The sequence below is a fragment of the Bacteroidota bacterium genome, assembly GCA_016715945.1.
Classification (GTDB): Bacteria; Bacteroidota; Bacteroidia; order Bacteroidales; family F082; genus JALNZU01.
The window spans coordinates 624,904-640,346 of record JADJXJ010000003.1 but is presented as its reverse complement, the minus strand read 5'-3'; the positions used below and the strand labels follow the sequence as shown (position 1 = coordinate 640,346).

Below are 15,443 nucleotides of genomic sequence, written 5' to 3'. Positions count from 1 at the left end.
TTACAATCCTCTGGGTATTTTCAGCAATTCTTTGGTCTCTTACAACGCTTTCAGGGCAGACGACCCAAAAGTCAGCTGCAGCATCCATTGTCCGCGTTCAATTCAAGCGTAAGGTGTAGCCCATTTGGAAAACAAGATCGCTGAACGAGTCGAACTGCTTGCTTGTGGTGCGCAAATAGTGCAGGTTGGTGCGAAACTCATGTCTCTTTTTCAGTTTCATGTTGGCAACAAAACCGGCATTTACGACCATGCCATCGGAGTTGCCATCGACAGAAGAGTTGCTGAAATTTGTATTAAAGCTTAAGTTGATGCCAGATGGTTTGAAATTTTTCCCGGCACCCAGGCTCAGGCCGGTCAGCCTGTTTTCGAGCAGTGGACTGCTAAGCGTAGTGTGGTTGAGTCCGGCAGAAAAATTAAACCCTTTATTTAAAGTTAGTGTATAATTTCCTGAATACATGGTTGTTAGCATGTTTCCGAACTTTCTGGTAACCGGATTTAGGTCGTCCACTTGCTGTCGGATAAAGGCTGCATTGATGGCATGTTGCCGCGAGGTGTCGGAAAGGATATTGTAATAGGGCATGATGGTGAGGGAGCGGTTGACCTGACGGATTAACACTGAATCGTTGAGCACGATGGCCTGCGCCTGCTGCCGGAATGCGAAGTTGGAATAACCCAGGTTGAGCCCATAGTGAGGCCTGGGTGCGATGATTGCATTGGTATTGATGATTATTCTGCGCGTGGTTTCTGACCTGTTGCCCATGAGGTTGTTGCGGTTTGTTCCGAACATCCCGGTGAATGAAAATTTGCCTTTGAATAAGCTTCCTGTGGGCGAAACGGTGATATTTTCCTGGTCGTTTACGATCTGATAGGTTCCCAAGGAAAAATAGTCCGGTTGAATTCGCTCGTAAACAGTTTCCAGCTGGAAAGGCCCCACGGGAAATGACAAGGAAGCTTTTCCTGCCCATTTCAGTGTCGTACTCAGGCGGGGTGTAAATAGAGGAACGTTTTCGAGCAATGCTTTCGACGACTGGTCAGATGTAAACAGACTGCCTCCTGCTTCGATATTCAGCACTATCTGCCGGAAAAATGTGAGACGGGTAGTCAATCCTGCGAGCAGGTTTTCCTGTGGTGCAAACTTGCCGGTGAGACCGCTGATGGTTTGCTGATAAACACTGTCCTGCCAGTTGGGGATACTTTCGATGCGGTCGGAAGCTTTGAAAAGCATCAGATCCACAAAGTTTGACTGGCTGCCCAGACCAAGCTTTACACCCCAGCCAAGGCGTTCGAACTGTGGGTTTTCCATTGCTTGCCCGGTGAGGGCATCAATTAGCACGGGACTGCGCAACCTGCCGGTCATGGCAGCAAAACGAAGTTTTTTCGGATTGAGCTCGACCCCGGCCCCAAAAAAGGTATGACCAGAAAGCGTGTAATTGTTGAAGTGCATGGCGCTGTGACCAAGATGCAGCTTGAGCCATTTGTAGGTGGGTGTGAGCCCAAACTGATATAAAGGCTTTTCCACATTGAACCCAAAGCGGGAATAGCTGAACGACAATGGCAGATCGACGGTTTCGAAAATACTGAGTTTCAGGTTGCCAAACACAGAATAATTAAGAGGACTACCTTCAGGCTGTTTTCCTCGTTTTGGTTGGCTTGCCAGACTTGTACCAATGGCGCCCGACCAGCTCAGCGGCTTTGCTTTGATCACTTGCTCCAGATCTTGTCCAAAACTCTTTTGTGTGATCAACACCAACAACAGTAGAAATATTTTGTTGATTTTCATGATATTACAAATTTACTTGTGCAAGTTGAGCAAAACCGGTGATGAGTTCCGACCGATTGTTGGAGGTGATGCTCTGATGAGATCTGCACTGAGCTCGAGGCATGTGATTGGTTAACACCGGATCAAAAACGCATTCGAAGCGGACCTGCCCATTCTGATTCGCTCCCGTCAGCAGCCACTGCTTTGAGGTAGTAATCGAATCCCTGGCGGAATGCGCTTGGGCCACGATCGGTGTACGACCTGGAGGCTGCATCAAATCTGCCGACGAATTCCAGCTCATCTCCATCGGGTTTTTTTCTATAGAGGTTGAACCACACATCGTTCCGGGTATCGTAGGACCACTCGAGCAGGATTGATCGCTGCGCGGCATCGGGCTTAGCTTTAAAACCGCGGACTGCTGGTAGCCTGGATGCTTTGGTGTGCATCACATTGCGCAAAAAGGCCGTGTCGGAGACATTGCCGACACTGTCGATGGCCACAAGGGCAAAAGATGAAGGTTGTCCGGGAGTCAGGCTTGCCAGTGTGGAATTTTCGCCAGGTTTAAAATCGCGGTACAGCTTAAAGCGGCCCTGCTCACTGGTGCGGATCAGTCGGTGCACCCGCACATCGCTTGCAGCGCTGGGATACCAGTTCAATTTTACCTTATCGTCCTCCACACTCCATGGTGCCCAACGGGGTGCCGACGGTGCGACCAGGTCGGGAAGGCGTAGCGTAAAGGCAGGGGCATAGGGCGAGGTATTGTAATGAAAATCGGTTGCAACTACGGTATATTGAATTGACCGTGATAAGGATTTTAAATCAACCGTATCTGTAAAACTATTCTCAACAATAGGCCGGCTGGTGAGCTGATACCAGTCTTTGTTGCGGTCGTCGCGCACAAAAACCCTGTAGCCTTGAAGGTCGGCCTCAAGACCGGGATTCCAGTAAATATGAACCACACCTGTGGAATCTACCTTTGCGCTGAGGCCAGCCGGTGCTGCGGGAGGAATGCTATCAACCCATATGGCGGCCTGAATGAGCCCCGGGGTTTCATTGCCGGCTGTATCTACCGCATATACCCTGTAATAATTTGTGATAACGGGAACCGGATTGTTGTCCGTAAACCTACGCTGTCGCAACGGCAACACTTTATCGTGGAGGCTTTGATAAGGCCCGGACGCATTTATGCTCCTTTTGACAGACCAACCTATGGCGTCGGGTGCAATCAGCTGATTTTCAATTTCCCACTCAATCACAAAACTGTTGTCGGCCTGAACGACAGTCGTTTTTTGAGGTGGAAGGGGGCCTTCCATATCGCGGGCCATGCCCGGCACCGACTCGCCGGGCGCGGATGTTTCGGCAAAGGGCGTGATGCCAACGACACGATAAAAATATCGCTTGCCGATTGTCGCAGTGGTATCTCTGAAAAGGTGGACCTCGGGTTGGTCGTCGCCTGTTGCCGAAGTCAGAGGCAGGTTGTTGAGCCGGGTAAATGTTTTATTGTCCGAAGACCGTTCCACATAGAACGCAGTAAATCTGGCTGCGTTGCCAGGCCTGTCCCACATCACATCCACGCGGGCGTGACCACTGACCGTTTGAACCGATTGAACGCTTTGGGCAGGTGTCGGGATACCATCATACGTGGTATAGTGCCAAACAGTGTCGGCACCAAAGCCCGCCTTGTTGCCTGTGGTGCGTAAGCGGTAGATGTATTGTCGCCCGGCTTCCACATCCTTATCATAAAATACCAATCCCAGGGCGGCGGCAGCATTGCCCGACAAATCGGCGGCAAACATGGCCATGGCATGGCGGTTTTCCTGAAGATCAGCCACCAGACGAAGGTCAGCCAGGCCTGAAGCAGGCATGGCGCGTGTAGCCTCGTTACCAAAAAGACTTTGTGCTGCCACGGCCACCAACGGATCGTTGATGTCAGCCTTCGTTTCCCATTCCTGCTGTGGAAGCGCCCTGAAATCACCTATCTTATTGTATTTCAGTTTATTTTCGGCAAAGGGCCATTGGCTTTCGTCCCATTCAGCACGTTCGAGGATATATCTACTTGTGGATGCAATCTGCCAAACGGCAAAATTTTTCGGTGCCCAGCGCAGCACAATCCCTTCGGAGCCGTGCTTTCCGATAATGCCCAGATGGGTGGACGTCTGTTTTAGCCCCGATGGATGTTGCGCCAGCATGGCTGTTACAACTAAAAGAAAGATTATCAGGAGTTTAAATCTTTTCATGACTGATGTTTTCATTACCTGTTAATGATTTTTTAGAATTGGAGAACTGGCTTTTCGCGGTTCCAGTTGTAGTCGAATCGTTTTACGCTGTGCATATTTCCCCACTGCAGGGTGTAGTTGCCCTTGTTGCGGAAAAGCAAAGGTCTGAGTTGTTCCTGGGCATTGTAGGCACGGCTGCGGTTGATGGGTGAATTGATCTGCCACAGCTGGTTGATAAGATGGCTGTAATCGAGCATCGCAAGGTAATCAGAGAGGTTGACAAGCGGATAGACCGGAACATTGGTGTTCTGGATATTTACATTCACCTGCGATCCCATTCCACCCTGATTTTGGTTGGGTGGGACAATTATCTGCAGCTGGGCATTGTTAATATTCACATTTTGTTGTTGTTGCGTGGCTGCCATAGCTTCTTCGATCTCTTGCGGGCTAAGCGGACCGTGTGGCTTCCAGATGGTTCGTCCGGCTGGCAGCTGCACATTGCCAATGCCAAGCGCGTAGCGGGTGGAGTAGCTCCATAGGGCATCAGCTCCGCCATTCTTGAAACCAAACTGACCATCGAAAGCGCGAATATTCACGTTCACAGCATGTTCCATTAACCAGGTATTGTTGTAGTGGCGAGCTTCCGGGAAGTTGATTTTGATTGGCATGGTGGCATTGTGGGCATTTGTGCGTTGTTCGAGCTGGGTGTAGAAAGCATTGAAGAATGCCGGCTGCCCCAGGTCGGGTTTCTGAAACCAGATTAAGGGGCGAACCGGTGTGCTTTCGCCCATATATTGCACCGCATAGCCGTAGAGGTCATAGGTATCGAATGCCTCCTTTCCGGTGATCAGCGCAACAGGCAGCTCGTAGCTCACCAGCGGCAAACCACCGCCATCGGGCTGGGTCTTAATCTCGTACTCGTGCTCGCCCTGTCCGTATGCATTAGGTTTTTTGATGCGGATACGTGGGATGTAGTGCGAAGTGGTGACAGTGGTGTAGGTGCTTTGATCGATTTTGTAATCGGCAAGCTTGGCGCTGAGGCTGTTATACTTGCTGGTGCGGAAAAACCATGCAGTATGCAAAAGGCTGTGGTCGTAGGTTTTCGGGCTGTTGTCGGCCAACAGGAATCGGCTGAGCTTATGCGCTCCCTGGGTGATTTCCGTTTGCTTGCTGCCTGTTTGCCACTGGCCGCCCAGATTAAGCTGATTGCCCTGAAGATTGTTGTTGGATTTGGGTTTGTATTGCAGCCGTGCAATCACACGCACACGATAGATAGTCTCGTTTTTGAGTTGCTGGTAGGGCACATTGAATTTGATCTCCTGACCAACACAGTTGCAAGGCACCTCGATGGTTTTGCCACTTCCGGTTTCGAAAAACTGGACGAGATATTGTGTCTTTGATTGATCGAAGACCTTGGGGTCGCCTATCTCGCTTTTGTTGAAGAGGTAGCACCAGCTCTTGTTACCCAAAGTACGTGCAAAACCCTGAATTTCATCTTCTTTCAGAAAATACCGCTGCCTTACCACCGGATTGGTCGAAAGCAGTTGGTTGGCAGGAATGTAATCTGGTCGTTTTTTAGTCTGGAAGGTGCGGTTGTATTTTTCTTCAACGAGCATGGGGTCAGGCCCTGGTTTCGCTTCATAGCCACGCACTACAAAATCGAGTTTAAGGCTGCTGAGCTCGGGGAGGAATTCTGCGTTTTTGGTCAGGTATTTTGCCGAATAACCATCTGCGCTGTAAATCGGTTCGTCAATGAGCGGGATGGTCGCATTGCCTTTTTTGAGGCTGATGCTGTGAATGGTATAATAGAAGTAACGAGGGGCCTTGTCAGGTTCCAGTTCGTTGAAAACCATGAAGTTACCTTTGGGGAAGTTGAAAGCCACGCGCACATCATCATAAACCTCAACCTGATCGCCTTGTCCGGGGAACAAATCGGCCACGATAGGAAGGTCGCCAAACGGATTGACGTCGCTGCCACATTTCATTTTTTCGCCCGCCTCGAACTTCACGTTTTTGTTCACCGTGATCAGTCCGTTCAGCACAGAAGCATTCATGTACACATTGCCTTTCAAATAGTTAGGATTTGTAAATTGGGCTTCGAGGGTGGCGGCACAGCTGATTTTCACTACAGGCCACTCTCCTTTGTAGAACCAGGTATCCAATGCCAGGCCGGCGTCAATCCCCAGGTAGGCATACGCCTGACCTTTGGCCATCCAGCCGTTGATACCCACATTTTCGCAGCCTGGCACAGCTTTGTAGTTTTTTAGCACGGCATCAAAGCCTGCGAAAAATTCGATGTTGGCATAAAAAATGAGCGCATGAAACTTGAGCTGCTGGTGGAAACCACCTCCAAAGGCAAATCCCGGCGTCTGTGCATCGAATGCCGGTGCTGCGGTGCGCTGGTCCTGCAACATTTGCCCGCCCTGGGTTTGAAGGTTTGAGAGGAGTATTCCGGGGAGCGGCGGCAGATCGGGCATATCAGAACCCATCATGAAATAAAGATTGTATTTCAGTTGGGCAATTTTGATGTCGGCATTGAGCTTGTTGCGTTTCTTGTCGTTCCAGGGTTCGTAATTCTGCGGGTTTGGGGCTTCCCAACTGCCGATATAGATAAACCATTCCTGTGGCGAGGCATGCATGTTTACCGATGCGATACCATTGAGCATGCTTCCCATACCCACGTTGAGGTCGATACCCAGGTCGAAAGTCTTTGCGACAAAATTTATTTTAATGTCGAACTGCCCGGTAATTGTGGCGGCATTTCGATTGTTGAGGGGTTGCATGGCATATCCGCCTCCGGTGAGTCCCATCTTTTCGATGCCGTTGGCTTTTGTAAACGTCATCCACAGGGTAAGGTCGCCATTGAAAGCAGCAGCAGCCGCATCTCCCCCTGTCAGGCCAAATACCACGGTGGCCGAGAATCCCATCTTTCCTTTCTGAGGTGTATAAACAAGGCCCGAGGGACTGTATCCCGGCGCAAAGTTTTGGGGTGGCACCACATTCTCGTAGCCGTCGATTGTGGTAACAGCTCTGTTGGTACGATCCATGTTGTAATGAAAACCACCACCCAGACCATACAGTGACATGGTTGCTGTGACAGGCAATCCTTGCCCGGATTTGGCCAGGGCCTCAAAGTAGAAGTAATCGAAGTTGTTTACATTTCCAACCTGCAGGCCCACAGCAGCTTCCACCCCAATCCCTTTGATGGTTGCACTGACGGAGCCGCTGAACCCGTCACCATATTTCGGGTCGTTCTTGTAGATACATATTCCACCTTTTATCTCGGCCACAGCCACATCCACATCGAGGCTGATGCAGTTGAGCTGGGTGCGGTCATACACATACCGTTTCTTTTGTGGATCGTATTTGGCAAAAATGGTAAAGTCGGTTGCACCACTCAGTCCGTTGGCATTGTCCTTGGAAAGGGTGAATTCAAGCCCCATCGTAAAGCCTACCTCAGGATTGTAGTTCTGAAATCCGGGATTGCCTTTTAGCTTAATGGGGAAACCTGCCAGCTTGCCCTGGGCATTGGGGTTGCTTAGCTGCAAGGCCTGAAGACTAAGCTGGGGGACATCATTATCATTATTGAATATATTGAATCCCTGAAAGTTGACCGATGGGAGAGAAAAACTCGACACGCTGTTTTTATCGTCTCCGGGTTTTTTCTGTCCGCCTTTTTCCCAACCAATGGTGAGCGAACCGTTGAGATTGGCCACAGGCTTCACTTTGTTGCCCTGAATGTTTACGCCAAAACTTGAATTGTCGGCCAGCTGTGCTTTGGCAAAAAACATGTCGATATCGAGCTGGCCCTGCATGACGATACCAAAGTTCACTTTCATATCGTTCTGTGGGTCGCCGGGTTCAAAAGTGGCATCATAGGTGAGCCCGATTTCAGTGATTGGCAGATTGACCTTGCCGTTTAGCCCGCCACCTTGCAGCATACTTTTGCGGATGTCGAGACTCATTTTGTCGATACTGAACCCCCAGCCCCCAAGGCTGCCATCCTCCGTTTTTTGCACCAGATTATTCAGATCGAGTTTTGCCCACAAACCTTCGCCATCGATCACGATGATCGATATGTCAGCTGTAATCCGTTGATTATCCGAGCGCTTCAGATAGTTGGGGAGGGTGATTTTCGGGGTATTGACCAGCACCCCGGTCCAGGCATTTTTAAGCGGATCGTTGTGCATGGGGTGATTGGATGGAAAAACAACACCCTGTGGGTTTTTGGTTTTGGAAAAATCGAGTACAACAGCGTCAAAACCAAGTTGAAATCCGTTCGCCTGCTGGGTGGTAAATGCAGGATGCGAAGCGGTTGCCTCTGCGATCCAGTCGCTTGTATTAGCCACTGTGCTGTTGAAACTGAGGGTGTAGCGGGCTGGAGCCGGTACGATATTGCCCTGGGCATCCACAGGCAGCAGGCGCTCGCGCGAAAAGGCCAGGTTACCTTTTAGCTTTATCTCGGAGACACCTTTGCAGTCGAATTTCACGTAACTGCCGTTGTTGCCGCCCTCAAGCACAAACTCAGCCTGATTTCCAATAGGTTTCACCAGGTTATTGCTAAGTGTAAGCATGCCTCCGGCCTGGTCGATGCCAAAACCATTTGGTCGGATACACACACCCCGCATACCCATGCTGAATTGCTGACCTGTGTTTGCAAGCGGAAGCTCGGCTGCAAAAGCGATATTGGCATAAGCGGCAGTTGGCGTAAAGATCAATCCGAGGATGGTCAGCTCGGCCGAGCCCAGATTGAGCACAAAAGGAAGCGTATTTGGCTGACCGCCAAAATCGAACAGACTGACTTTTTTATAGTACTGTTGCACGTGCTGGCCGATCTGCGCCCAGTTAAGATTTTGATCGCTGAAAGCTCCTTCGGCCACTTTCAGGAAGCTCTCCGGTATCAGATTCTGCGAGGCCGACTTCACCCAAACCTGTGAAATCCCACAAACCTGAGCGTTATTGTTTACCGTAAGGTTCTGAAATTCAACCTCAACTTTGGTATTCAGGAAGGGAACCTCCACAACGCCCGTTCCGCTGCCACCCTGAATATTAATGACCTGCATTTTGAATTTTCCAACATAAATGTTGGCACCGGGTTGAGGGGCCTGCGCACCTTCGCAGTTTGGCGCCGGTTGTTGGCAGGCACCGGCATTCATGCAGTCGGCCACATCGTCCGGGTCAACAGGTATGGCAGGCGGATCGTCGCCAAACTGAAATCCGGGGTTGTCCACGGCCGGAGCTCCACCATCCCCCGGAACACCCGGCAGGCCTGCAGCTTGCTGAATACTGAAAAGAATTGCCTGGCTGTGTCCGTTGTTTTTGTACGACAGTTTGTTCTGGGGATCATAGGCTGTAACCTGCATGGCATAGGTGTTCCCAGGCAACAATGGTGGCTTGCTCTGGTCGTAAACCATCATGCCCACAGCAATATTCGATTGCTCAAAATAGGGAACAACCGCCGGGCTGTTGAATGCATCGTTTGGATTGAGCAGGTTGAGTGCCGTCGCATCCACAAGCCTCAGGCGATAACGCGTCTGACCACTCAGCCCGCTGGGTGTCCATTGAAATGTAAAAAACTGAGGAGTAAGTGCCGTCAGAGCCGACTGATTCTGAGGCGAAAGGATGATTGGTGGATCGTAGGCAGTAATGGGCATTGCGCTGCAACCCGTATTGCCCGACAACAGATTGCCCGAAGCAAAGCCAAACGCCTTGACGCAAACTGTGTACGTGCCCTCGGGAAGGACCCCTGCATTTTCGAGCACATTAAACGAGATGCCCTGCACTATCAGATCGCTTTGCCTAATGGTGCCATTGTAGGTGCTCAATTGATTGAAGGTAAACATGCGTGTTTCACCAGGCGCCATCACGATGGGCGAAACAGGCTGAAAACTCTCTTTGAGGCGGATAACCACTCCGTTGTTGCCCTCGATGGAAGGAATGAGCTTGAACTGTTGTTGTTGCCCGCTAAGGTTAGCCACATTGATCAGCACATTGTTGCCCTGATCGATATAATCTGCAAGATTTGTGGAAAATGGCGGCCGGATAACCAGGCTGACATTCAGCTGCTGAGCTTTTAGTTGAAGCACAGACATGATCAAAGCGAGGCACACCAAAATTTTTGATTTCATAAGTTGGGGTTTTTGGCGGTTGTATTGGACTGTATAGCAATGCTTTGCAGAATATTCTTCAGGTCGTTAACCGAAAAAGGCTTTTGCAACTGGCGTGTGCGCCCGGGCGCTTGTGTTTCAATCCACTGGCTGGCATCGCCACCTGTTACGAGCACAAAGTGGCTCGGAAGGTGGCTCAGCATAAGAATGAGATCCACACCATTGAGCCTGGGCATCTCCAAATCAATGAAAAGCACATCCGGAACAATGGCAAGGACATGAGGAATTGCCTCAAGAGGTTCCTGAAACCTGACAATTGCATCTGGCTCAATTCCTAACGATTGAAGCATTCTGTCGAGCAGGTCGAGGCTGTTCCATTCGTCGTCTATCAGAAAAATGCGCATAAGGGTTGGAAAAACAGGCGCAAATTAGGAAGCACCAATCAGGTACGCTTATGCGGATTTATGAACAGTAGGTATAAACTTGCGAACGGGCTATTTGAGGCAACGAAGTGCAGATGCGATGCAAAAGACCGGATTATGCCCTGATGCGGTCGAAAAATTCCTGTTTGGCGCTTCTGGAGATGGGTATGTTCGAACCATCGCTCATGCGGACATCTCCACCATCGTGACGCGAAACGAACTGGATATGTGCCAGATTGATCAGGTGGGATTTATGCACCCTGAAAAAATTTCGGCTATCGAACAGGCCTTCGAGCTCTCGAAGATTTTTTGAGACAAGCAGGGGTTTGGCGTCCTGAAAAAAAATGGTGCTGTAGCTACCGTCCGATTCACAACGCACCACCTTTTCGGGAGCGATCAAATGGATCCCTTCGCTTGTTGAAATGGCTATTTTCCGTTCTGCCTGAGTGGTGGACGTGAGCTTTTCGCGCAGCAGGCTCATGAGCTGCCTGTCGGCCATGGCAGGAATGCGGCTCACTTTCTCTATTGCCCGCAGGAGTTCGTTTTTGTCCACTGGTTTTAGCAGGTAGGCAACTGCGTCCACCTGAAAGGCCTTGAGCGCGTAGGTATCATAGGCAGTGGTAAAAATGACCGTGCCTTTGAAATTTTCAGCTTTCTCCAAAAAGTCGAAACCCGACATTACCGGCATTTCCACATCCAGAAACAGCAGGTCCACCGTATGTTGTTTCAGGAACTCGAGCGCTTTGAAAGGGTCAGTAAAAGCATAGGTTTCGATTGGGGGCTGGACATGCCGGCTGATGAGCACTTCAAGGGCTTCAGTGCAGTATAGTTCGTCGTCGAGAATGAGCGCTTTCATACCTGATCAGTTTAGTTGTCGTCAATTAATTGTTTTTCAGTAGTTTCGACAGGAAATACAAGATCCACCCGTGTACCACAGGGTAAGTTCCCGGGCGTAAAAAGATCGGTGACGTGTATCTCGGCTTTGGCATTGGCCCGGGCGTTCAGCAAGGCAAGCCTTTCGGCAGTTACCCTCATGCCATGCGAGCGTTGCGGAAGGCGTTGCATCGTTTTCATGGCCTGCGAACGTTGTCGTCCAATGCCATTATCTTCCACACTAACCATCAGTTTGTTGTCCGATAGGCGGAAACTGAGCTTGAGCAGTCCTCCCTCCTGCCTGGGCATCAGGCCATGCCATATGGCATTCTCCACGTATGGCTGCACCATCATTGGCTGGATGAGGGTATGTTGAAGGTTGAGTTGCGGATCGATAAATATTTCGAAATGAAACCTGTCCACAAAACGCAGCTTCTCCATGTCAATGTAGAGCTTCAGGGTTTCTATCTCGCGCTCCAGGCTGATTTTTTCGCTTCTTGCATTGTCGAGCACCATGCGTATCAGGCGTGAAAAACGCGTCAGGTATTCCGAGGCGGTGTCGTTGTCGTTTACGATAATGAACCGGTTTATTGAATTCAGGCAATTGAATATGAAGTGTGGATTCATCTGCGCCCGAAGGGCCTTCATCTCGAGTGCCGCCATCTGGCTTTCCATTTCCGATTTAAGCATTTGTTTTTCTGTTTCCAGGCGATTTTGGCGCAGCAGATTGTTGAGCCTGTACCTAAAAGCCATGATTATCAATGCGATAATAAGAATAACGACACCAGACCGAAACCACCATGTTTGCCACACCGGGGGTAATATCTGGATGGGGAGCACAATTTCGTTGGCGCTCCAAACGCCATCACCATTTTGTGCACGAAGCCTGAAAATATAATTTCCGGGAGCCATGCCCGAAAAATAGATCTGACTACGTTGATCAATGGGCTGCCAGCCCTGCCCACCACCCTGAAGCTGGTAGAACACGTGGTTGCGATCGGGATCGTTAAAGTTGACAATCGCAAAGCTGATATTGATATTATTCTGGTAATGCGCGAGTTGCAGTTTTTCACCATTCGTGCTCAAGCTGATTTTCTGTTGTCGTTCGTCCGTAACCTCAAGACCTGTAAGATACACGCGGGGAGGGGTGGTATCGGGCAGCAGCCTTCCGGGCAAAAACCGGAGATAGCCTCGCTCTGTGCCCGCCAAAATGGCGCCGTCGTGCGCCAAAGACATATTGGCGTAATGAAACCGGTGATCATAAGCGCCCTGTTCCACCTCCCAGCTCCTGACCACATGACTGACCGGATTGATCGAGGCTAAGCCATTTAGGCTTGATATCCAGAGCATTCCATTTCGGTCTTTTACCAGCCCGCTCACATGGTTCGAAGGCAAACCCTCACTGATCGAAAAATTGTCGAAAGCACTGTCGGAAGGGATGCTGAGGTGAATGCGGCTCATGCCGGTAGGATCCGCTGTCATCCAGAGGTAACCTTCGTCGTCAGCCACAAACGATCGGATCCAGTCGCCTCCCACGCTGTGTTCATGCTGAGGATCGGGTATAAACTGTCTGAAAGATTCACCGGCAAGATCGTAAACAAATAATCCATTCCTCACCGTACCAATCCATAGCCTGTGGTTGGTGCTATCGTAAAACAAACTGAAGACCTGGGTGGAAATCCAGCCGTTGGTTTCGGGCACTTTTCGGAAAATGCCTGCATCCGGCTCAAAATAGTACAATCCATTTCTGAACGAACCAACGTAAAACCTGCCAGGTGTGGTCTCCACAATATCGAAAAGCATTCTGGCCGGTTCGTCGGGTTTGAATTGGCGAAGTTTGCCCGAACGGCGGTCTATCTCAACCACTCCTTCTCCCTGGCAAGCCCAGATGCGTCCTTGCTTGTCGGGAATAATTTTATTGGCCGAAATACGCCCGGGCCATGGCTTTCTGATTGTTGTGATTCGCCCGTTCCCGAGGTCTTCCACATAAAATACATCGCTGTGGTAGCTGGTGATGTAGCGCTTGCGATACACAGTGTCGTCAAGCATAAACGCTACGTTGACAGGTGGGTGGTCTTTCGAAACCAGCTCTTTGTAAACAAATGCCTGTTGCTGTTCGCGCACCTGAACCAGGTAACCACTCTGAAATGCCAGAAACAAATTATTATCGGTGGTTCGGGTGGCCGCCACCACAGGTTCGTTGCTCAATGCGTCGGTAAGGTAATTACGAAAAAGCAAGCGGGTTAGTTTTCCTGAAGCCTTTTCGAACAGATAATTACCAGATATGGTGGATAAAAGAAGATTTTCGACATCGTAATCAAAAAACCGAATCTCACCTTTTCGCACCAATGAAAGTAATTCGGTATGCCGGAACCCTTGCGGCGCACGTCCGGGCTCCCACCGAAAGATTTCGCCCGAGGGGGAAGTAAACCAGAATGCGCCCCCGGCATCATTAAATAATGTAGCAATACCCACAATCGAATATTTCCCTCCTGTTGTTTCGCGGATGTATCCGATCTCGTTGGTAACAGGGTTGTATTGATAAAAACCTTCCGACGTGCGCAGGTACAGACAAGTGTCGCTCTGCTTGTAGTATTGCCTCACCCAGAGATGATCGATATCAATATCCGGATCGCGGGCAATCGTTTTGGGTTGACTGATGGTGTGGGTAAGCATGTTGAACCGGACAATTCCGCTGCGGTCGCAAGCCAGAAACAAAACCGAATCGTTGTAAGGCAGGATGCTGAAAATCCGGTTATTCGGAAGGCTGTTTGGTTGGTCTCCCCTGCTGAAAAATGCCTTGAGAGATTTGCGGTCAGGCGAGAGCATATAGAAACCATTGCGACTTGCAAGCCACAGGTTTTCACGATTGTCCTCAAAGGCCTGATAAAAAAACTCAGCCTTCAGCGCTGTCAAGCCGGGCATGCCAGGAATAAAACGCCTGGCGGCCGACCCGCTGTACTGGATGAGGCCTGTTTGCGTGCTGAGCCATAAAAAACCCGCCTTATCCTGAGTCATCGAAACATAATTCAACCTGGCAAACCCTTTGTCCTGTCCCAGGACATCAACCACCACCACTTTTTCCTGACCAGCTTTCAGAATGAGTTGCAGTGAAAGAAGCACATATAAAAGGGCATGCCTCATGGCTGGCGTGTTGATTGTCGGCAAATATACATAAGGACACAATGAAAAACATATCCCTGTTTCGGGCTCGTAAAAGGCTTTATAAGAGCCATGCAGCCAGGTGGACCAACGCCCCAGATCATCCTCAGGCTGGGATATGCCCCACCCATGCCGCGTGCATTCAGGCGCAGCGCCAGCGAAGTGGTGGTTGGTAAAGGCGAGTGAAAACAAAAGCCTGCTCAGGCAATTCCCGGCAGGCTTTGTGATAGTTTAACGCAAATTAGATTACTTCCCGGCCAGGCGCACCTGATAGTCCATGCCAATGAGTACATCGGCCATGGGCTTGAGGGCCTGCACCTCCTGGTGTTCTTTTTCGAGCACCCGCATGCGGTATTCGTTTTGTGGTTCCTTTCCGCGCACCACCTGGGCTTTTTTGGTTTCGTGGTATGTGAGCTCGATAAACACGCGCAGGTCCACATCGGGCACCTTGATGGCATACAGCCCATCGATAATGAGCATATCGATGACGCTGTAATCGGTAGTCAGCTGGTCAATCTGCTCGGTTACAAGATCCACGCATGGTCCGGTGGAAACTTTACCTGCTTTGAATTCGGCTATGTTGCGCGTGATGGTCTCCCAGTCGTATTCGCCAGGCCCAACCACGTTTTCGATGCCGTTGTCGAGGCGCCACTGTGTGCGCTCGAGCGGATGGATGCGGTAATAGTTGTCGATGTGCAGGGGTTTGGCCATGATGCCATGTTGGCGCAGGCCTTTGGCAATCACGTGGGCAAGCTCCGATTTTCCGGAACCTGATTCGCCCGAGATTGCCACCATCATTTTAGGCTTGCGGTTTTGCAGAATCATCTGGATGATGGCTTCTCCGGCCACACGGTGTTTTTCGTCGATAAGCAATACGTCTCCTAACATATGTTGTTGATTTTGA

7 protein-coding genes are annotated in these 15,443 nt (G+C 50.2%); all 7 read right to left on the bottom strand.

Annotated elements, in window-relative coordinates:
- Positions 1-97 precede the first annotated feature (97 nt).
- Positions 98-1,780 carry a hypothetical protein gene (locus tag IPM52_13010; GenBank protein ID MBK9292526.1) on the bottom strand — a complete coding sequence of 561 codons (1,683 nt, stop codon included), beginning with the start codon at positions 1,778-1,780 and terminating at the stop codon, positions 98-100.
- Positions 1,781-1,902: 122 nt separating this feature from the next.
- The gene (locus IPM52_13005; protein ID MBK9292525.1) at positions 1,903-3,996 is read right to left on the bottom strand and encodes a fibronectin type III domain-containing protein; all 2,094 of its coding nucleotides are present in this window, start codon (positions 3,994-3,996) and stop codon (positions 1,903-1,905) included.
- A 32-nt stretch (positions 3,997-4,028) separates the two neighbouring features.
- Complete coding sequence (locus IPM52_13000) at positions 4,029-10,103, bottom strand: hypothetical protein (GenBank protein MBK9292524.1); 6,075 nt, start codon at positions 10,101-10,103, stop codon at positions 4,029-4,031.
- Complete coding sequence (locus IPM52_12995; GenBank protein ID MBK9292523.1) at positions 10,100-10,486, bottom strand: response regulator; 387 nt, start codon at positions 10,484-10,486, stop codon at positions 10,100-10,102. Before IPM52_12995 ends, IPM52_13000 begins: the two co-directional genes overlap by 4 nt.
- A gap of 133 nt (positions 10,487-10,619) precedes the next feature.
- Positions 10,620-11,360 (bottom strand): response regulator transcription factor, encoded by a 741-nt coding sequence (locus IPM52_12990; GenBank protein ID MBK9292522.1) that lies wholly within the window; start codon positions 11,358-11,360, stop codon positions 10,620-10,622.
- An 11-nt stretch (positions 11,361-11,371) separates the two neighbouring features.
- Positions 11,372-14,521, bottom strand: a complete 3,150-nt coding sequence (locus IPM52_12985; GenBank protein MBK9292521.1) for a histidine kinase — start codon at positions 14,519-14,521, stop codon at positions 11,372-11,374.
- A 264-nt stretch (positions 14,522-14,785) separates the two neighbouring features.
- The gene (locus tag IPM52_12980; protein ID MBK9292520.1) at positions 14,786-15,427 is read right to left on the bottom strand and encodes a uridine kinase; all 642 of its coding nucleotides are present in this window, start codon (positions 15,425-15,427) and stop codon (positions 14,786-14,788) included.
- Between the last annotated feature and the right edge of the window lie 16 nt (positions 15,428-15,443).